This window comes from Halomonas sp. LMYGS-3, assembly GCF_059509875.1.
Genome location: NZ_JCAKFQ010000033.1, coordinates 1 through 17,547, shown reverse-complemented (window position 1 = coordinate 17,547; position 17,547 = coordinate 1). Strand labels below are relative to the sequence as shown.

Annotated in this window: 20 protein-coding genes and 1 pseudogene; 10 read left to right on the top strand and 11 right to left on the bottom strand. The window is 68.1% G+C overall.

What is annotated here, in order from left to right:
* The first annotated feature begins 118 nt into the window (after nucleotides 1-118).
* Together AC5W54_RS20130 and AC5W54_RS20125 are read left to right on the top strand one after the other, a co-directional pair.
* Nucleotides 119-1,087: a substrate-binding periplasmic protein gene (locus AC5W54_RS20130; RefSeq protein WP_495963883.1), complete on the top strand. Its 969-nt coding sequence runs from the start codon at nucleotides 119-121 to the stop codon at nucleotides 1,085-1,087.
* Entirely contained in the window at nucleotides 1,084-2,358 is a 1,275-nt protein-coding gene (locus AC5W54_RS20125; protein WP_495963882.1) for a GGDEF domain-containing protein, read from the top strand. The genes AC5W54_RS20130 and AC5W54_RS20125 overlap by 4 nt, the downstream gene beginning before the upstream one ends.
* Before the next feature lie 45 nt (nucleotides 2,359-2,403).
* Here the strand turns inward: AC5W54_RS20125 and AC5W54_RS20120 are convergent, their stop codons facing one another.
* Nucleotides 2,404-2,580: a hypothetical protein gene (locus AC5W54_RS20120; protein WP_495963881.1), complete on the bottom strand. Its 177-nt coding sequence runs from the start codon at nucleotides 2,578-2,580 to the stop codon at nucleotides 2,404-2,406.
* A 162-nt stretch (nucleotides 2,581-2,742) separates the two neighbouring features.
* Between AC5W54_RS20120 and AC5W54_RS20115 the strand changes: the two genes are divergently transcribed.
* On the top strand, nucleotides 2,743-3,030 hold the full coding sequence (locus tag AC5W54_RS20115; protein WP_495963880.1) for a sll1863 family stress response protein: 288 nt from the start codon (nucleotides 2,743-2,745) through the stop codon (nucleotides 3,028-3,030).
* Nucleotides 3,031-3,070: 40 nt separating this feature from the next.
* Here the strand turns inward: AC5W54_RS20115 and AC5W54_RS20110 are convergent, their stop codons facing one another.
* Nucleotides 3,071-4,294, bottom strand: a complete 1,224-nt coding sequence (locus AC5W54_RS20110) for a toxic anion resistance protein (protein ID WP_495963879.1) — start codon at nucleotides 4,292-4,294, stop codon at nucleotides 3,071-3,073.
* Nucleotides 4,295-4,366: 72 nt separating this feature from the next.
* Entirely contained in the window at nucleotides 4,367-5,314 is a 948-nt protein-coding gene (locus AC5W54_RS20105) for a cobyrinic acid a,c-diamide synthase (RefSeq protein ID WP_495963878.1), read from the bottom strand.
* 181 nt (nucleotides 5,315-5,495) lie between these two features.
* Between AC5W54_RS20105 and AC5W54_RS20100 the strand changes: the two genes are divergently transcribed.
* From AC5W54_RS20100 to AC5W54_RS20085, 4 genes are all read left to right on the top strand, one after another.
* A complete protein-coding gene (locus AC5W54_RS20100) occupies nucleotides 5,496-6,491 on the top strand; it encodes an LLM class flavin-dependent oxidoreductase (RefSeq protein WP_495963877.1) in 996 nt (331 codons plus the stop codon).
* Between the two features lie 105 nt (nucleotides 6,492-6,596).
* Nucleotides 6,597-7,001 (top strand): hypothetical protein, encoded by a 405-nt coding sequence (locus AC5W54_RS20095; RefSeq protein WP_495963876.1) that lies wholly within the window; start codon nucleotides 6,597-6,599, stop codon nucleotides 6,999-7,001.
* A 148-nt stretch (nucleotides 7,002-7,149) separates the two neighbouring features.
* Nucleotides 7,150-7,512, top strand: coding sequence for a hypothetical protein (locus tag AC5W54_RS20090; protein WP_495963875.1), 363 nt, complete (start codon nucleotides 7,150-7,152; stop codon nucleotides 7,510-7,512).
* Between the two features lie 7 nt (nucleotides 7,513-7,519).
* Complete coding sequence (locus AC5W54_RS20085) at nucleotides 7,520-7,948, top strand: c-type cytochrome (RefSeq protein WP_495963874.1); 429 nt, start codon at nucleotides 7,520-7,522, stop codon at nucleotides 7,946-7,948.
* Nucleotides 7,949-7,952: 4 nt separating this feature from the next.
* Here AC5W54_RS20085 and AC5W54_RS20080 read toward each other — a convergent pair whose 3' ends face one another.
* The 8 genes from AC5W54_RS20080 to AC5W54_RS20045 all read right to left on the bottom strand — a co-directional run bounded on the left by AC5W54_RS20080 (nucleotide 7,953) and on the right by AC5W54_RS20045 (nucleotide 15,835).
* Nucleotides 7,953-8,762: an ABC transporter permease gene (locus tag AC5W54_RS20080; protein ID WP_495963873.1), complete on the bottom strand. Its 810-nt coding sequence runs from the start codon at nucleotides 8,760-8,762 to the stop codon at nucleotides 7,953-7,955.
* The gene (locus AC5W54_RS20075; protein ID WP_495963872.1) at nucleotides 8,753-9,547 is read right to left on the bottom strand and encodes an ABC transporter ATP-binding protein; all 795 of its coding nucleotides are present in this window, start codon (nucleotides 9,545-9,547) and stop codon (nucleotides 8,753-8,755) included. The genes AC5W54_RS20080 and AC5W54_RS20075 overlap by 10 nt, the downstream gene beginning before the upstream one ends.
* Nucleotides 9,544-10,551, bottom strand: a complete 1,008-nt coding sequence (locus tag AC5W54_RS20070; protein ID WP_495963871.1) for a PQQ-dependent catabolism-associated beta-propeller protein — start codon at nucleotides 10,549-10,551, stop codon at nucleotides 9,544-9,546. Before AC5W54_RS20070 ends, AC5W54_RS20075 begins: the two co-directional genes overlap by 4 nt.
* Nucleotides 10,539-11,750 carry an ABC transporter substrate-binding protein gene (locus tag AC5W54_RS20065; protein ID WP_495963870.1) on the bottom strand — a complete coding sequence of 404 codons (1,212 nt, stop codon included), beginning with the start codon at nucleotides 11,748-11,750 and terminating at the stop codon, nucleotides 10,539-10,541. Before AC5W54_RS20065 ends, AC5W54_RS20070 begins: the two co-directional genes overlap by 13 nt.
* 69 nt (nucleotides 11,751-11,819) lie before the next feature.
* On the bottom strand, nucleotides 11,820-12,458 hold the full coding sequence (locus AC5W54_RS20060; RefSeq protein ID WP_495963869.1) for a hypothetical protein: 639 nt from the start codon (nucleotides 12,456-12,458) through the stop codon (nucleotides 11,820-11,822).
* Entirely contained in the window at nucleotides 12,455-13,306 is an 852-nt protein-coding gene (locus tag AC5W54_RS20055; RefSeq protein WP_495963868.1) for a quinoprotein dehydrogenase-associated putative ABC transporter substrate-binding protein, read from the bottom strand. Before AC5W54_RS20055 ends, AC5W54_RS20060 begins: the two co-directional genes overlap by 4 nt.
* Nucleotides 13,307-13,347: 41 nt before the next feature.
* Nucleotides 13,348-13,899 carry a c-type cytochrome gene (locus AC5W54_RS20050; protein WP_495963867.1) on the bottom strand — a complete coding sequence of 184 codons (552 nt, stop codon included), beginning with the start codon at nucleotides 13,897-13,899 and terminating at the stop codon, nucleotides 13,348-13,350.
* A gap of 115 nt (nucleotides 13,900-14,014) precedes the next feature.
* On the bottom strand, nucleotides 14,015-15,835 hold the full coding sequence (locus AC5W54_RS20045; RefSeq protein WP_495963866.1) for a methanol/ethanol family PQQ-dependent dehydrogenase: 1,821 nt from the start codon (nucleotides 15,833-15,835) through the stop codon (nucleotides 14,015-14,017).
* Nucleotides 15,836-16,187: 352 nt separating this feature from the next.
* Between AC5W54_RS20045 and pqqA the strand changes: the two genes are divergently transcribed.
* The 3 genes and pseudogenes from pqqA to AC5W54_RS20030 form a co-directional block, all read left to right on the top strand.
* Nucleotides 16,188-16,259 carry a pyrroloquinoline quinone precursor peptide PqqA gene (gene pqqA, locus AC5W54_RS20040; RefSeq protein WP_081786101.1) on the top strand — a complete coding sequence of 24 codons (72 nt, stop codon included), beginning with the start codon at nucleotides 16,188-16,190 and terminating at the stop codon, nucleotides 16,257-16,259.
* 84 nt (nucleotides 16,260-16,343) lie between these two features.
* Complete coding sequence (pqqB, locus tag AC5W54_RS20035; RefSeq protein WP_495963865.1) at nucleotides 16,344-17,273, top strand: pyrroloquinoline quinone biosynthesis protein PqqB; 930 nt, start codon at nucleotides 16,344-16,346, stop codon at nucleotides 17,271-17,273.
* Between the two features lie 93 nt (nucleotides 17,274-17,366).
* Nucleotides 17,367-17,547, top strand: a pseudogene (locus AC5W54_RS20030) (pyrroloquinoline-quinone synthase PqqC); the annotation flags it as partial.

Here is a 17,547-nt window from a genome sequence, read left to right as displayed (position 1 = left end):
GCTGATGACATCGCCCACGGCATCGGCTAGGTTGGAAACGGCAGGTTACCCACCGGTAACATTCGATCCGCCCCCCGGGGCCGCGACGATCGAACACGACAGGGGAACTGACGGGCACATGAAAAGATGGCTACTCCTTGCGATCTGTGTACTGCTGCCCGTTCCGGCACCAGCGAGCCTGGAAGGCCTCACCTTCATCACCGAGGAGTATCCGCCCTACAACTTCAAGCGCAATGATCGCCTGGAAGGGATGTCCGTCGAGATCCTCGAGCGCATCTTCGAGCAGACCGATACGCCGCTGACCCGAGACGCCATTCATTACTATCCCTGGGCGCGCGGCTACGACACGGCGCTCGCCGAGCCCGGCACGGTGCTCTTCTCCACCACGCGCACCGCCCAGCGCGAAGCGCTGTTCCAGTGGGTCGGCCCCATCGCCACCGATCGCGTCTCGCTGATCGCCCGCCGCGACAGCGGCATCCGGCTCCGCGACATCGACGAGCTCATCGCCAGCGACTACCGCATCGCGGTAATCCGCGAGGACATCGGCGCCCAGCGCCTGCTGGAGGCCGGTGTGCCGGCGGAGCAGCTGCGGCCGGCTATCTCCAACGTCAGCGCCATGATGATGCTCGACCGTGGACGGGTCGACCTGTGGGCCTACGGCGAGGACGTGGCGTTCTGGCTGATGGAGGAGAACGGCCTGGAGATCACCGACTTCCTCTCGGTGCTGACGCTCAGCGAATCGGACCTCTACTACGCACTTCACCGCGATACCGATCCGCGGTTGGTGGAGCGGATGCAGTCGGCCCTGGATACCCTCCGCCAGCGTGGCGCACTGCGTGACATCCTCGGCGACACCCTGATCTTCAATACCGAGGAGTATCCGCCGTTCAATTTCCTCGATCGCAGGGGAGAGATCGACGGCACGGCGACGCGATTGCTGCGGGCCGAGCTGTATCTCGCCTGCCCCCCCTCGGTTGCCGACACGCTCGTCAAGCGTCTGCAGGCCGCCCTGGAGGGGCAGCTGGCCGATGGCCACCTCGAGGGCTTGCGCCGCGATGCCCTGATGGAGTGGGGACCCTCGCCATGACCGCCCCTGCCGCCCCCCTCGGCCCTCGGCCCTTCCGTCGACACAGCCTGACCGCCAAGCAGGCCGTGCTGACCCTGGGCATCGCCATGCTGCTGAGCGTCCTGGCCGGGGGCATCGAGCTGGCCTCGGATGCCCGCTCGATGCGCCAGGAGGTGGAGAGCCAGACGCGCCACCTGCTGGCGCTGGTCAACGGCACCGCCGCCGAGGCGGCCTTCCAGCTCAATCCGGACCTGGCGGCACAGGTCGCCGATGGCCTGTTCGCCGCCGGCCACGTCGCCAGCGTGACCATCCGCGACGACTTCGACCGCATCATGGCCACCCGCGAACTCCAGCGGGAGACCGGCGCCGGGTGGCTGGCCGACACCCTGTTCGGCGACATCCTGCACTATCGGGTCCCCCTGACCTACGACCTGGGGATCGGCGAGCCGTCCGGCTCGGTGGGCGAGGTCGAGCTGAGCCTGGCCCTGGACAGCCTCGGCCGGGACTTCGCCGACCGCAGCCTGCTGATCTTCACGCTCGGCATGTTCAAGGCCCTGGCGATCGCCGCCCTGGTCGTGGCGGTCTTCCATGCCTTCATCACGCGGCCCTTGCTGCGCGTGCATGCCGCCATCGTCGATGCCGATCCACGCCGCCCCGGGCGATGGCCCAAGCCCAGGCTCGAGCGGCACGCCGGGGATGAACTGGGCCACCTGGTGGAGAGCCTGGACGACCTGCTGAATGCCTTCCAGCGCGGTCTCGACCAGCGTGACGCCCTGCATCAGATCTCCACCCTGGACGGCCTCACCGGCATCGCCAACCGGCGACGGTTCGACAGCTTCCTGTCGGATGCCTGGCAGCGGGCACGTCGATCCCGGCAACCGCTGTCGGTGATCTTCCTCGACATCGACAACTTCAAGGATTTCAACGACCACTACGGGCATGTCGCCGGCGATGATACCCTGCGCGCCGTCTCGGGCGTCCTGTCCAGCGTAATGACGCGAGCCACTGACCTGGTGGCCCGTTACGGTGGGGAGGAGTTCGTCTGTATCCTGCCCGACACCGACCTGGAGGGCGCACGCCGGGTGGCGATGCGTATCAGGGAGGCGATCCTGGCGCTGGAGATCCCCCACGCCGCCTCGGATCACGCCGAGCGGGTCACCGCCAGCTTCGGCATCGCCTGTACCCTTCCCGGTGACGACGGCATGAGTTGCGAGCAGTTGCTGGAGCAGGCCGACAGCCAGCTCTACCGCGCCAAGCACCAGGGACGAGACCGGATCATCTGGCAGTCATGAGGCGTGCGCTGCCAACGCGCGCCTCCGTTCCTCGGCGCAGGCGCCTTATAACAGGAGGGTGAGCACCAGCGCCACGACACCGACCGCCAGGGCGGTGAGCACGGCGATATCGACCAGTCGGTCCAGCCAACGGTCGATGGCGTGCTTGTCGAAGCGACGCGGCGGTCGGCGACGGGTGGCCCCGCGGCGCCGAGCACCGCGAGCGGTGCGAATGAGAGTCATGGCGGAAATCCGATTTCACCATTGCCCCTTGAGCTTACGACCTGCGCCACCGGCTGACCACTGCCGCCGCCTCGTCGTGACCGGCACGGTGCCACGGAGGGAACCCGGAAAGGGTAAAAGGATCGTTATGGGAAGAGGCAGTACCACCCACGAGGCAGCATCATGAACAAGCGCGACGACTTCATCGAGAGGGTGAAGGCCAACCTCGACGCCTGGAATGCCGAGATCGACATCCTGGTCGCCAGGGCCAGGGAGGCCGGCGACGAGGCGAGAGACAAGTACCATGACGATATCGAGCGACTGAAGCGGCATCGCGACGAAACCCGCGAACTGCTCGAAGAGCTCCAGCAGACCAGCGAAGCGGCCTGGGGTACCCTGCACCAGGGGCTGGAGGAGTCGTGGGAGCGCCTCCGCAAGGCCTTCAGGGACGCCTCCTCCCACTTCAAGTAGACGCCTTCAAGTCGCCCGCGTCGGGATGCCCGCGCCCGGCTCAGCTCCCCTTCTGCTGCGCCGCGGCCGCATCGTCGCCTCTCTTCTCCGTCCGGGATTCGCCGCCCCGGTGCAGGCGCTCGATCGCCGCATTGCCCTCGTCGGCCAGCACCGCCAGACGGTCGATCTGGTCATCCAGCCGCGGCAGGGCCTCCTGCCGGTAGCGGGCGAGGTCGTCGAGGGCAGCCATGACATCGCCGAAGGCCTGCTCCAGGGCCTGCATGTCGAGCTGCGCCGAAGCCGCCCGGGTCTGGATCTCCACCCCTTGCTGGCGTAGCGTCCGGGCGGTCCCGGCGATCATCTCCGAGGTGGTGGCGTTGAGCGACTCGACGCGATCCAGTACCAGCCGCTGGTTGGCCAGGGCCAGGGCGACGGCCACCGCCACGGTGAGTGCCGAGACGGTCACATGGATGGCCCGGTCCACCCCGCGAATCAGCTCACGGTTGTTGCGGATGATCACCTCGAGGGCCAGCACGCCCTGCTGGCACACCGCCTGCTGCTGCTGCAGGTCGACGATGCGCTGGCGCAAGGGAAAGAGCAATTCCTGTTCGAGGAAGGCACGCCGCTGGCTCGTGTCGTCGAAGCCGGCGACGGCGTCCTGCAGGCGCCGATCGATCAGGCGCCCGAGCTCGACCTGGCGCTGCAGGCGCCCCAGAAGCTCGTGCAGCGCCTCCTGGTCGTCGCCCAGGGTCAGGTTGTCGCGGTGCAGCATGTCGCGCCCCGTCTCCAGGTCGGCGATGATCGCATCCAGCGCCTGCTGGGCGTTCTCGAACTTGCGGAAGTAGCGCTGCAGACGACTGCCGGCCCCCGGTATCACGGCCAGTACCCGATCGAACCGCCCCGACGAGAGGCGCTGCCCACGAGGGTCCAGCGCCTGCATCCTGCCGCGCAGGTCGACCAGCGCACGCGCCACCGGGCCGCCATCGTCGCCCTGGTGCGCCAGCTTGCGCAGCGGCGTCTTCAGCATGGCGCTGCGGTGAGCGGCCTGCTGCTGCAGCTCCATCCCCAGTTCGTCCACCGCCCGCCGTTGTTGCGCCAGACCGGAGGCGTCGTCGCCGCTGTCCAGCACCTCCTCCACGAAGGCGTCGGCCATGGCGGCGAGTTCGGGGTCGTCCTCGACGGCCTCCTCACCGGCCTGTCCCGGAGGCGAGTTCGCCAGTTCGCTGGCGACCTCCTCCACCGGAGGCAGGGAGAGACGTGGATCGCGTTCGGATGACTGGCTCATAAGCACCTGCGTACGGAAGCCCTTGCCTTACAAGCTAGCAGAGCCCGCCCCCCTTTCCGACAGAAACGGCAGCTAACGCGGCTCGCTGCGCCCGTAACGCTCGGCCCTGCCGATGAAGCGGCGCAGCTCTTCCAGGGCCCGGTCGGCGGCGACCGACGCCTGGGGACGTCCGGTCTCGATGCGCGCCAGGGCCACTGCGGTATCGTCGAGCAGGGTCAGGGCGGACTCGTTGCGCGCGGCGAACCGCCCCAGGCGGCGCTCGGTCCCCTCGAGCAGCTCCAGGCGCCGCTCCAGGGCCGTGCGCTCCTCGGTGGACAAGCGCCGCCCTTCACGCTCCAGGCGTCGGCGCACGAAGTCGCCGTCCACCCCCATCACGCCCTTGGCCTGGGACGCCATGGAGGTGAGGTTGTCCACCGCCCCCAGGCACACCTCGGTGACCAGTGCCTGGGCCCGCTCGAAGGCCAGCTCGCCGCGTTCGAAACGGGCGGCCAGCACATCCAGCACATGACGGTAGCGGCTATAGAGACGGTCGGCCTGGATGGCCAGGTCGGGACGCCTGACATCGAGCAGCCCCTGCTTGGCGCGGCACAGGGCCAGCACCACCTCATCGGCATCGACGGGCGGTCGGGCCGGGTCGAGCACGGCCACCCCGGTCTCGCGGGCTTCGCGCTCCCGCTCGGCCCGGCGCCGCAGGGCCTCGGCCTCTAGTCGCGCCTCGAGCCGCTGTCGATGCCGGCGGGCACGCCAGCGTCGCCAGCGTCGCTCGAGGGGGATCTCCAGGGCGATCGCCGCCAGCCCCGCCAGCCAGCCCTCAAGGCTCGGCCCGAAGCCGCCCCACAATGAGGTCAGCCACAGCAGGACGCTGAGGAAGGGGACCAGCAGGGCGTAGCGGAAGAAGACTTGCAAGCGGCTGGGGTGTTCGGTCGGCACCGCCAGCCGCGGGTTCGCCAGCCCCACCAGGCACCACGGCAGGCAGGTGACGAAGAGCCCGTAGGCGAAACCCTGCAGAAACCCCAGCATAGGCCTACCCGGTGTCCAATATCAGGATATCCTGAGTGTAAGGGGGCAGGCGGCAACGCGCGACCCCGCTCGGGCAGGAGCCCGTCCCACGACCTCGACTCCTGGCGGGCAGGGATTGCATTCCCGGCTGGTTGCCCCGATGCTGGCAACATTAAGCAGACTAATGATCATCGGAGCCACCATGTCCCGCCTCGCCACCACCCCGCTCTCCGTCCTCGACCTGGCACCGATCCGCGAGGGTGGCAACGCCGCCGACAGCTTCCGCGAGAGCGTTGCCCTGGCCCGGCACACCGAGCGGCTCGGCTACACTCGCTACTGGCTGGCCGAGCATCACGGCATCGAGGGCATCGCCAGCGCCGCCACGGCGGTGCTGATCGGCCATGTGGCCGGTGCCACCGAGCGCATCCGCGTGGGCAGCGGCGGCATCATGCTGCCCAACCACCCTCCGCTGGTGATCGCCGAGCAGTTCGGCACCCTGGAGACCCTCTACCCGGGGCGCATCGACCTGGGCCTGGGACGCGCCCCGGGCTCCGACGCCGCCACCATGGCCGCCCTGCGTCGCGATCCCCATGCCGGCGTCGATGACTTCCCCGAACGCCTCGCCGAGCTGCAGGGCTTCCTCGCCGACGAGCGCCCGGAGCAGCGGGTCCGCGCGGTGCCCGGCCAGGGCACCAAGGTGCCGCTCTGGCTGCTCGGCTCCAGCGGCTACAGCGCCCAGCTGGCCGCCCGGCTCGGCCTGCCCTTCGCCTTCGCCGCCCAGTTCGCCCCGGGCTACCTGCACGAGGCACTGCGCCTCTATCGTGACCATTTTCGCCCCTCGACGGTCCTCGACAAGCCCCACGCCATGGTCGGCCTGCCGGTGATCGCCGCCGAGAACGACCAGCTCGCCGACTACCTCGCCTCCACCACCCGCCAGAAGTTCCTGGGGATGATCCGCGGCAAGCGCACCTCCGCCAAGCCCCCGGTGGAACGTCTTGACTGCACCCCCATGGAGGAGATCCAACTGCAGCAGTTCCTCGGCGAGGCCATCATCGGCGGCCCCGATAGCGTGCGCCAGGGGCTCGAACGCTTCCTGGAGCGCACCGGTGCCGACGAGCTGATGCTCAATACCGACGTCTATGCCGCCGAGGACCGGCTGCGCAGCTACGAGATCGTCGCCGAGATAGGGCGGCCTTAGCGCCGCCGGTAGTCGGCGTCGGCGCTCTCCGGAACGATTGTGCCCGACCGGCCTCCAAGGGGCAGCCACTCAAGGAGCCCCGGCTTCGACAACAGGGAGACCCCGATGCCCGATTCTCACGATCCGCGCCAGAATGCCGCCTGGCGAGCCGCCCGCCAATGGCGCGAGCGAGCGAGTCAGTCCCGTCCCGGCGGCCCCCTGGGTGGCGTGAAGCTGCTGCTCACCTGGCTACTGTTCGGCGCCATGATGATCGTCGCCATGGTGCTGGGGCTGCTCTTCCTGCTGCTCGGCTGGGCCCTGCTGCCGCTGCTGCGCTACCGCATGAAGAAACGCATGGAGCAGATGCGGGCCGAACAGGCCGAGGACGTCGGCGGCGGCTTCCACTACCGCGAGACTCGCTACCGGGAGAGCCACGGCGATGGTGGCGGCTACCGCGAGCAACGGGTGCTCGAAGGGGACTACGAGATCAAGAACGAGGAAGGACGGGAAGGCGACACCGGCAAGCGGTGACCCGCTCGATGGCCCCCGTTGGGAGGCGCCACCAGGGGGGCGCCGGGCAGTCGGCGGCGACTCCGTGCCGTGGCCGGATGGTGGCAAAACCGCGCCAAGTGCCATAACTTGAAGGCTGGAGATTCCCTACGGCCCGGAGACCACCACAATGCCGACACGACGGACGAGTCCGGCCAACGTTCTCCCCCGGTTCGCCCTGCTGTGCCTGCTCGCGGCAGTGCCCTTCTCGGCGATGGCCAACGACTACCCCACCGAGGCACGGGTGGACTACGTGCTGGGTTGCATGGCCTCCAACGGCAACAGCTACCTGACCATGCAGAAGTGCTCCTGCAGCATCGACGTGATCGCCGAGCACCTGACCTACGAGGAGTACGAGCAGGTCGAAACGGTATTGAGCATGCAGGACCAGCGTGGCGAACTGGGCGTGCTGTTCCGCACCGAACGCGGCATGCAGGACCAACTGCAGGCGCTGCGCCAGGCCCAGGCCGACGCCAACCTGCGCTGTTTCTGAGGCCCCCGTGCCCTGCCGTGTCTCCCCCCCACCGGGACGCATCGCTGCCGGGTTGCTGCTGGGCGCCATCCTGGCCGGCGCCGTCCTCCCGGCCGCCGGCGATGCCGAGCGCGCCCAGGGCGAACGCCTGTTCCGCGCCCAGTGCGTCGGCTGCCACAGCCTGGCCCCCGGCGAGCACCTGGCCGGCCCCAGCCTGCATGGCCTGATCGGGCGCCCGGCCGGCAGCGTCGAAGACTTCGACTACTCCCCGGTGCTGCGCGAGGCCGAGCTGACCTGGAACGCCGAGACCCTCGACGCCTTCCTGACCGACCCCGACGCCTTCCTGCCCGGCACCCGCATGGTGTTCTGGGGGCTCGACGAACGCGCGCGCCGACGCATCATCCACTTCCTCGAGTCCCTCGCCCCGGAGAAGCGCCCCGATGCCGCCGACCACTGAGCCCTCAGTCGCCGCCTCCTCCCTTGCGCGCCATCATGCCCCGCGACGGGTTGTAGCCGAGGATCGCCAGCGCCAGCAGCACCAGGGCCACCGTCACGCTGATCAGGATGGCATCAAGGTTGAAGCGCTCGTAGAGCGCGAAGCGAATCATCTCCACCGCGTGGGTGAAGGGGTTGAGCGCGGCGATCTGATAGACCAGGTAGCTGCCCTCGCGGATGCGCCACAGCGGATAGAGCGCCGAGGAGAGGAAGAACATCGGGAAGATCACGAAGTTCATGATGCCGGCGAAGTTCTCCAGCTGACGCACGAAGGTCGACAGCAACAGGCCGAGGGAGCCGACCATGAAGCCGGTGACCAGCAGCGCCGGCAGGATCCATAGATAGCCGAGCGGCGGCGCCTGGATACCGTACCACCAGGCGATGGCGAGGAAGACGTAGACCTGCACCACCGAGACCAGGGTACTCGCCAGCAGCTTGCACACCAGCAGGTACCAGCGCGGGAAGGGACTGACCAGCAGCACCCGCATGCTGCCCATCTCGCGGTCGTAGACCATGGAGAGCGAGCTCTGCATGCCGTTGAACAGCTGGATCATGCCGACCAGCCCCGGCACGATGTAGACCTCGTAGAGGATGTAGGTCTGGTAGGGCTCGGTCATGGCCACGCCCAGCGCCATACGAAAGCCGGCGGCGAACACGAACAGCCATACCAACGGGCGCACCAGGGCGGCGAGGAAGCGGCTGCGCTGGTGCAAAAAGCGCAGCAGCTCGCGCCCGACCACGCCGCGCAGGCAATGCAACCAGGGCATCAGGGGCATGGCGCCTCCTCTTCCCCTACCAGGAGGTCGAAGGCCTCGCCCAGGGTGTCGACGCCGAGGCGGGCGACCAGCTCCTCGACCCGGCCATCGGCGCGCAACCGGCCGCGGTGCAGCACCAGCACGCGATCGCCGGGACGCACTTCGTCGATGAGGTGCGTGGCCCACAGCACCGCCACCCCCTCCTCGGCACAGAGCCGATGCGCATGCTCGACCAGGTCCCGGCGGGAGCCGACATCGAGTCCCACGGTGGGTTCGTCGAGCAGCAGCAGGCGCGGCTCGTGGAGCAACCCCCGGGCGATCTCCACCCGCCGCCGCTGGCCGCCGGAGAGCCGCCGGATGCGGGTGCGCCGCTGGTCGGCGAGCCCCACCCGGGTGAGCTGTGCCTCGGCCCGCGTGCGCGCCTCGCGGCGCCCCATGCCGTGCAGGGCGCCATGGTAGGCGAGGTTCTGGGCCACGCTGAGGTCGAGGTCGAGGGTCGGCTGCTGGAACACCACCCCGATGCGGGCATGCGCCTGCACCGCCTGGCGGCGCACGTCGTAGCCACCGATGCGGATCTCACCCCGGCGGCGGTCGTGCAGGCGCGTGATCAGCGAGAAGAGCGTGGTCTTGCCGGCCCCGTTGGGGCCCAGCAGCACGACGAACTCCCCGGCCGCAATGGCCAGGGAGAGCGACTCCAGCACCGGCGTGTCGCCATAGGCGAAGCTCAGGTCGCACACCTCCAGGGCAGGCAGGGCCCCTTCCTGCCGCGGGAGAGCACGCTCGTCGGTGACGGGGGCATCACTCACGGCTCGACGATCACCCCCCAGGGGAAGCGCCCCACCGGGATCGACTTGATCGCCCGCAGGCCGTCGACCTCGATCACGGTGACGTCGCCGCTGACGCCGTTGGTGGTGTAGAGCCGGCTCTCGTCGGCATTGAGCGCCAGGTGCCAGACTCGCTGGCCGACCAGGATGTAGTCGAGCACCTCATAGGTCTGCTGGTCGATCACCGCCACCCGGTTGGAGGGCCCCAGGGCAACGAAGGCGTAGCGGCCATCGGACGTGAGTGCCACCCCCACCGCCTGGACGGTCTCCCGCGGCACGCCCGGCACGTCGAAGCGAATGGTGTGCTTGACGTCGAAGGTCTCCTCCATGTCGAGGATCGACACCATGCCGGCGATCTCCGACGAGACCCAGGCCTCGCGACCGTCGTGGGTGAACTCGGCGTGCCGCGGCCGGGCCCCCACCAGGCGATGGTGCACCGCCTCCATGGCCTCGGCATCGATGATGTGGGCCATGTTGGAGGTCTCGGTGGTAGCGATCAGCCAGCGGCCATCGGGGCTGATCCCCAGCCCCTCGGGCTCGACGCCCACCGGGATCTCGGTCACCAGGGTACGCGCCTCGTAGTCGAGCACCGAGACGATGTTGTCGTCCTCGTTGGAGACGTAGATATAGGGCCGATTGGGGTCGACGCGGATCACCTCGGGATCGTCCCCGGAGGACTGGCTGCGCACCACCCGGAGGGTCTCCAGGTCGATCATGTCGATGGCCTCGTCGTCGCCCACCGCCACGAACAGCTCACTGCCGTCGCTGCTGAAGGCCATCGCGCGAGGGCGGCGCCCGACGCTGATGGTCTCCACCACCTCCAGGGAGTCGCCGTCGATCACCGAGACGGTGTTGTCCTTCTCGTTGGAGACGAAGATGCGCTCGGCCTGGGCGGCCAGGGGCAGCATCAGCAGCCCCCCCAGCGCCAGCCCGAGGGCGGCACGCTTGATGGCGGGCGTCATGTTCCCTTGGCTCAGAAACGGCATGTCGATTCCCCCTCGTCGGCGCCGAGTGCATCGAGCGGCGTGCGTGGATGCAGGTAACCCTCCTGGGGCGAGACGGACGCCACCATGCGCGGGCCGGTGATCAGGATCGGCTGGCGAAGCTGGTGGTTCCAGGTGCGATAGCTGACCGGCAGGCCCAGGTAGCCGGCGAGCTCGAACTCGTCGCCGAGCATGTACTCGAGCACCTCGTCGCGCGCCACCGAGCCGGTACGTGCCGCCGCCTCGCCCAGCGAACGCACCGCCAGCCAGGCGCCGAAGTCTCGAGGCGTCATCCAGCGGTCGGCGAGCTTCTCGAAGCGCCGCTGCAACTGCACCGCCCCCCAGGACTCGTGGGCCCGGTGCCAGGCGGTGGCGATCAACCCCTGGGTGCCGACCACCGGGCGCGGTGCCCAGGTCTGGTAGGGGAAGTACTCGCCGAAGTAGTCGGTCTCGTCGGCGATCACCAGCACATCGTGCTCGGGAAGGTCCTGGACGAACACCGGGATCTCGCGCTGGATGGCATGGAAGCCGCCCTCGGCACGGCGGGCCATGGGGTCGTGGGGCCACATCTTGTCGCCCACCACCCGGTGACCGTAGCGCTCCGCCGCGGCGCGCAGGGTCTCGGCCAGGACCCGGTCCTCGTCGGTGTTGCCGTAGACCAACGCCCAGCGCTCCCACTGCTTGTAGCCGAGGAACTGGGCCAGGGCATCGGCCAGCATCCGCCGGCTCGGGGTGGTGTGGTAGAGGTTGGGGTGGCAGGACTCGCCCCGCAGCACATCGTCCGGCGCCCCGGCATTGAACACCACCCGGTCGCCCAGGTCGGGGTGCGCCATCACCTCGAGCAGCGCCTCGGCGGGCAGGCCGCTGACGATCCAGTCGGCGCCCTGGTCGAGCAGGCGCTCCAGCGCTTCACCGACATCACCGCCCTGGGGCACTTCCGCCTCGTGGAGCACGAACTCCTGGTCGAGAAACTGGGCCGTGGCGTTGTTGTCGTTGATGCCCAGGCGAGCCCCCTGGACACCCTCGTCGTCGAGCACCGGATCGAGCACCGAGAGCGGCTCCCGGTCGTCCGGTCGCTCCATCCCGAGATAGCCCAGGGTGATGGTCTCCACCGTGTCGGCCGGCAGGGCCGCCGACCAGCCGAGGCCGGCGGCGAGCCCTCCCACCGCCAGCCAGCGGAGGGAACGTGGCGAGGTCCTCATGCGTGCTCCTCAGGCAGACGGCGCTGCCGCGGTTGTTGTCGTCGTTCGTGTTGTCATTCACGGTGGCGATCAGGGCAGGCGCTCCATGATCACCCGGACCATCCTGCCGAGCTTTTCCTCCAGCAGGGCCGGCTGCTCGCACATGGCCGGCAGTGCCTGCTGGCGTCGCTCGAAGGTGCGCTGCTCCCAGAACAACTCCTGGGAGAGGCGCTCGATCTCGGCCTGGTCCGCCTGCTCATCGTCGCGTCGCGCCTCCAGCTCATCGACCATCTCGGAGATGTCGTCGAGGCGCGCCATCTGGGCGCGGGAGGCACGCCGGATGCCGTCGATGGCCCGACGGCGCTGGCGGTCGGTGAGTTCCAAGAGTCCGGCGAACAGCAGTGTCAACCGCTCCTCGGCTTCGCCATTGTCTACCGAGGCGACAAAGTCCCGGACGCGTTCCAGGGCCTCGTCCGTGGGGGTATCACGCGCGGTGGCGAAGCGCGCCACGCGCCCGACCTCCTCGTCGTCCCACCAGTCCCGTTCCAGTTCATCCAGCGACGGGCCGGTCCAGATGGTGCCCCAGGCCAGCTCCGGGATCAGCCGCTGCACACAGGGCCAGTCGGGGGGACCCGCCGCCGCTCGCTGGGCTTCGACCCGCTCCACGCCGCCCAGCGCCAGGGCCGCCCCCAGCCCCAGCATCAGCAGAGTCGAATGCAGAAGATTCATGGCTCACCTCCTGCATCCGCCGGATCGGAGGTCAGCAGTTGCCCGTGCCGGTCGAGCAGGGGCACCCCGTATTCCACGAGGATGGCGTGGATCTCCTCCTGGTGGCGGTCGATGAAGTCGTTGATCCAATCCTTCCAGTGGGGCTCGCCGCGGCGAATCCCCATGGTGATGCGATAGTCCAGTCGCGCGCCGGAGGTGTCATCGACCAGGGGGATGACCTTGAGTGGCGGATCCTGGCGTGCCGCGTAGTAGCCGGCCAGCGGCCCCCACAGCACGGCCCCCTCGGTATCGCCAGCCACCACGTCCTCGATGGCGTCGCGTACCGGTGCCCGCACTCGGGTGTCGACCATCAGCGGGTAACTCTTGACGCTGGCGCCGGTACGGCGCAGCGCCACCAGTGGCGGCGTTTCCGTGACCACGCCGATGCGCCGCTCCCGCAGCGCCGGATCGGTGAGGCTGGTCACCTCGAGGTCGGAACCCTCGGGCACCACCAGGGCGTAGACCGAGCGGTAATAGGCGTTGGTGTTCTGCACGAACCCATAGCCGGCAGCCACACCGACGATCACATCGCAGACGCGCAGGTCCAGGGTGTTGCGTACGAACCCCATCACCTGTGGCGCCCAGACGTAGACGAGCGGGCCCCCCAGCTCCTCGGCCATCAGCTCGGCGATGCGGTTCTCGAACCCTTCTCCTTCGCGGTTGGTGAACGGCAGGTTGTTGCCGTCGGCACAGACGCGCAGTTTCTCTCTTTCGAGGCGCTCGGGCAGATCGGCGGCCACCATGCCGCTTCCGCTCCCCAGGGCCAGGGCGATCAGCAACGGCAGCAGCCAGGCGAATCCTCGTTTCATGCGTCCTCCGTTACCGGGAAGAGAAGATGGCATGACGACGCTTAGTCGTCGGCCTTCTCATCAGGGACGGCTTCGTCGGACTCCGCCTCCTCCTGCAGCGACTCGACCTCTTCCTGCAGCGCTTCGGCTTCTTCCTGCATCGACTCGATGATCTTGGGACGTCCGCGCCCCAGGCCACCTTCCCCGCGGGCACGCATATAGCTGTAGATATTCTCCATATTGGCCAGCACATAGGGGTCATCGGCGAAGGAGGGCATAACCAGGCCCGGCTGCACACTGCGCCCGGCGGCGATAGTGCCGGCGAAGTCGGCCCAGCCGCGACGCTCGGCGGCCCGGATCAGGTTGGGTGCGAAGGAGGACCCCAGGCCGTCCGGCCCATGGCAGGCCATGCAGGCCCGGGTGAAGGCGATGTAGCCCTGGTAGGTGTTGGGGTCGACCTTGCCGTCCTCGACGACGAAGGCTCCCGGTGCTTCCCCGGTGACACGGTGCTCGTCGGCCACGGCCGGTGAGACGAAACCGGCCAGGGGCAATCCCAGACCAAACACGGCCGTCAGGATGAGGCTCCGGCTCGAGACTCCGTTGAAAACCGTCATGCAGCGCTTCCTTCTCGGTACGACCGGGGCCGCCGACGGGCGGCCCCTGGACAGGGATGGCAGGGAACGGGTCACGGACCGCAGTCCGTGACCCGCCTGCAGGGCGTGATGGCACTCAATCCGGCAGCGCGAAGACCGTCAGCACCCCGCCGAGCTTGGTGTAGTCACCGAGGGCGGCGAAGGCGCTCACGGCCCCCAGGCCCTCCTCGGGCTCCACGAGACCCGCCGCCAGGCCGACACCGGCCCAGCCGCCAACCCCGGAGAGCACGGCCACATACTGCTTACCTTCGTGCATGAAGGTGTTGACGTTGCCAATGATCCCGGAGGGGGTCTTGAAGCGCCACAGCTGCTCGCCGCTCTCGATGTCCACCGCCTTCACATGGCCCTCGAGGGTGCCGTAGAAGGCCAGGTCACCGGCGGTGGCCAGGGCGCCGCTCCACACCGCAAAGCGCTCGTCGATCTCCCAGACGGTCTCGCCGGCCACCGGGTCCCAGGCGATGAAGCTGCCCATGCGGCCTTCCATCCCCCCATTCGCCGGCGCCGGCATCATGGTCAGGGTCGCCCCGACATACCAGTTACCCGCCGTGTATTCGACCTCGCTGGGCTCATAGTTCATGCAGATCCGGTTGATACCAGCGTAGATGAGCCCGGTCTTCGGCGAGTAGGCGCTCGGCTGCATGTTCTTGGCCCCCATGGCGGTGGGGCAGATATCGGTGGTGTTGACACCGACGCCCTGGCGGTAGGTGCTGAACTCCTCGTTGACGTTGGGCCGGCCGGTTTCCATGTCGTAGCTGTCCGCCCAGTTGGTCTCCGGAGCAAACTTCTCGGCCACCAGCAGCTCGCCGCTCTCGCGGTCGAGCAAGAAGCCGAAACCGGTTCGATCGATGATCGCCAGGCCCTTGCGCTGCTCGCCGTCGACCTCGACGTCGATCAACTGGTTCTCGTTGACGCCGTCGTAGTCCCACTCGTCGAAGGGCACCTTCTGGTAGACCCACTTGGCCTCACCGTTGTTGGGGTCGCGGGCGAAGACGGTGATCGCCCACTTGTTGTCGGCCGGCTCGCCGTCCTTGGTGCGCTGTTCCGGGTTCCAGCTCCCCGGGTTGCCGGTACCGTAGTAGATCAGGTCGAGTTCCGGGTCGTAGGTGATCCAGCCCCAGGGCGCTCCACCGCCACGCTCCCACTCGCCTTCGGGCCAGGTAGAAACGCCCAGGTCGGCCTCGCCGATCGGCTCACCCAGCATGGTGGTGGTTTCCGGATCGAGCAGCACCTCGTCGTCCGGTCCGGTCGAATAGCCTCGCCACTCCATCTCGCCGGTCTCGACGTTGTAGGCGGTCATGTGGCCGCGGATGCCGAACTCACCGCCACTGATGCCGACGATGACCTTGTCATGCACCACCAGCGGCGACATGGTGTTGGACTCGCCGATGGTGTGGTCGCCATTGCTGACATCCCACAGCAGCTCACCGGTCTCGGCATCCAGGGCAATCAGGGTGTTGTCGGCCTGGCCGAGGAACAGGCGTCCATCGGCATAGGCCAAGCCGCGGTTGACGGTGTCGCAACACATCACCGGGATGACGCGGGAATCCTGGTCGGGTTCGTAGCTCCACACCACCCGGCCCTCGTCCTCCAGGTCGAGGGCGAATACCTTGTTGGGGAAGGGGGTATGGATATAGAGGCGACCATCGCCGACATAGAGGGGACCACCCTCGTGGCCGCGCAGGACGCCGGTGGAGAATTGCCAGAGCGATCGCAACTCACCCACGTTGTCGCGATTGATCTGGTCCAGTGCGCTGTAACGGTTGCCCTGATAGTTGCCCAGTTGCGTGGCCCAGTATTCAGGGTTCTGTTGCAGCTCGAGTTGATTCTGGTTGGCATGAGCCAAGGATGCGGCCATCAACCCGGCGGCCGTCATCGCAAAACCGATCTCCCGAAGCATGGCGTTCTCTCCGTCGCACTGAAGGGTGTGCCGCGGGGTACGGCACATCTCGTTTGTGGTTGTTATCCGGTTTCAGGCAGTGACACTGGAAGGTCTAGCACAACTTTCGGGGGCTACAGCGTGGCCGCGAGGAATTCGGCATTCGCCTATGGTCAAAAGACTTTTGCGCTAGAGCAACAATCCCGACAGATCCCTGCCAGGACAACAACCTGGCGTGTCTCCAGGCCACCGCGCCCCCCGAACCACGTCACCGACGGTGAGGTATTCGACTTTCGTCGCAAGGTGAATCCCGTGTGGCGTGCTTAACTGGGAGAGTGCAAGCCACATCCACTCGTACCGTGGAGGTAACCCCATGTGGACCAAACCCGCCTATACCGATCTACGTCTAGGCTTCGAAGTAACGCTGTACATTTCCAACCGTTGACACCCTGGGTGATGCAGTACCTCTCGGGCTGACGCTTCGCGTACGGAGCGTCAGCCTTTCGTTTTCAGGGACCGGGAGCCCCACATGCACGTACTGGTGCTCGGCGCCGCTGCCGGCGGCGGCTTTCCTCAGTGGAACTGCAACTGCCGGCTCTGTCGCGGGGTTCGCACGGGCACTGTCGAGGCCTCACCACGCACCCAGTCGTCGATCGCCATCAGCAGTGACGGTGAGCGCTGGTTGCTGTGCAACGCCTCACCCGACATCCGCACCCAGCTCGCCGCCAACCCGGAGCTGCATCCCCGGCGGGTGCCACGGGACAGTGGCATCGGTGGCGTGCTGCTGGTGGACGGCCAGATCGACCATGCCACCGGCCTGCTGTCGCTGCGCGAGGGCTGCCCCTTCGATGTCTGGTGCACCCCCAATGTGCACCAGGACCTGAGCAGCGGCTTTCCCCTGTTTCCCATGCTCGAGCACTGGCAGGGCGGGCTCACCTGGCGCCCGATCCCGATCGATGCCGCTCACCGGGAAGCCAGCTTCGAGGTCCCGGCCTGCCCCGGGCTGGCCTTTACCGCCGTTGCCCTGACCAGCAACGCCCCGCCCTATTCACCTCGCCGCGGCGCCCCGACCCCGGGCGACAATATCGGCCTGCTGATCGAGGACCGCGCCCGGGGCAGCCGGCTCTTCTATGCCCCGGGCCTGGGCGAGCTCGACGATCGTGTACGCCGCTGCCTGGCACAGGCCGATTGTGTGCTCGTCGACGGTACCCTGTGGCACGACGACGAGTTGATCCGCGCCGGTGTCGGCCGGGCCACCGGCCGCGACATGGGCCACTTGGCGCTGTCCGGCGAGCAGGGCCTGCTGACCGAACTGGCCACCCTGCCGAGGACCACTCGGCGGGTGCTGATCCATGTCAACAACACCAACCCGATCCTCGACGAGCGCTCGGCAGAGCGTGCCAGCCTGACCGAGGCCGGGATCGAGGTGGCCGTCGACGGCATGCGCCTGGAAGTATGAACGCACGCGAGCCTCCGGCGTCTCACCCCCAGAGGAGCGATCTCCGCTTGCGGCTGGATAACGTCAAGGACCCTATAAAAGGAGGAGCCCCGCATGACACGCATCGCGTCACCGCTGTCGGGGTCGCCGGGCGAGGCCATGAGCCCTGCGGCCTTCCGCGAGGCCCTGCTGGCCAAGGGCGCCTACTACCATGTCCATCACCCCTACCAGGTCGACATGGCCGCGGGGCGCGCCACGCCGGAACAGATCCGCGGCTGGGTCGCCAACCGCTTCT

Bases quoted from the DNA above. Each gene is read 5' to 3' on its own strand.
- AC5W54_RS20130 (WP_495963883.1), top strand. From the start codon at position 119: ATGAAAAGATGGCTACTCCTTGCGATCTGTGTACTGCTGCCCGTTCCG.
- AC5W54_RS20125 (WP_495963882.1), top strand. From the start codon at position 1,084: ATGACCGCCCCTGCCGCCCCCCTCGGCCCTCGGCCCTTCCGTCGACAC.
- AC5W54_RS20120 (WP_495963881.1), bottom strand. From the start codon at position 2,580: ATGACTCTCATTCGCACCGCTCGCGGTGCTCGGCGCCGCGGGGCCACC.
- AC5W54_RS20115 (WP_495963880.1), top strand. From the start codon at position 2,743: ATGAACAAGCGCGACGACTTCATCGAGAGGGTGAAGGCCAACCTCGAC.
- AC5W54_RS20110 (WP_495963879.1), bottom strand. From the start codon at position 4,294: ATGAGCCAGTCATCCGAACGCGATCCACGTCTCTCCCTGCCTCCGGTG.
- AC5W54_RS20105 (WP_495963878.1), bottom strand. From the start codon at position 5,314: ATGCTGGGGTTTCTGCAGGGTTTCGCCTACGGGCTCTTCGTCACCTGC.
- AC5W54_RS20100 (WP_495963877.1), top strand. From the start codon at position 5,496: ATGTCCCGCCTCGCCACCACCCCGCTCTCCGTCCTCGACCTGGCACCG.
- AC5W54_RS20095 (WP_495963876.1), top strand. From the start codon at position 6,597: ATGCCCGATTCTCACGATCCGCGCCAGAATGCCGCCTGGCGAGCCGCC.
- AC5W54_RS20090 (WP_495963875.1), top strand. From the start codon at position 7,150: ATGCCGACACGACGGACGAGTCCGGCCAACGTTCTCCCCCGGTTCGCC.
- AC5W54_RS20080 (WP_495963873.1), bottom strand. From the start codon at position 8,762: ATGCCCCTGATGCCCTGGTTGCATTGCCTGCGCGGCGTGGTCGGGCGC.
- AC5W54_RS20070 (WP_495963871.1), bottom strand. From the start codon at position 10,551: ATGCCGTTTCTGAGCCAAGGGAACATGACGCCCGCCATCAAGCGTGCC.
- AC5W54_RS20065 (WP_495963870.1), bottom strand. From the start codon at position 11,750: ATGAGGACCTCGCCACGTTCCCTCCGCTGGCTGGCGGTGGGAGGGCTC.
- AC5W54_RS20060 (WP_495963869.1), bottom strand. From the start codon at position 12,458: ATGAATCTTCTGCATTCGACTCTGCTGATGCTGGGGCTGGGGGCGGCC.
- AC5W54_RS20055 (WP_495963868.1), bottom strand. From the start codon at position 13,306: ATGAAACGAGGATTCGCCTGGCTGCTGCCGTTGCTGATCGCCCTGGCC.
- AC5W54_RS20050 (WP_495963867.1), bottom strand. From the start codon at position 13,899: ATGACGGTTTTCAACGGAGTCTCGAGCCGGAGCCTCATCCTGACGGCC.
- AC5W54_RS20045 (WP_495963866.1), bottom strand. From the start codon at position 15,835: ATGCTTCGGGAGATCGGTTTTGCGATGACGGCCGCCGGGTTGATGGCC.
- pqqB (WP_495963865.1), top strand. From the start codon at position 16,344: ATGCACGTACTGGTGCTCGGCGCCGCTGCCGGCGGCGGCTTTCCTCAG.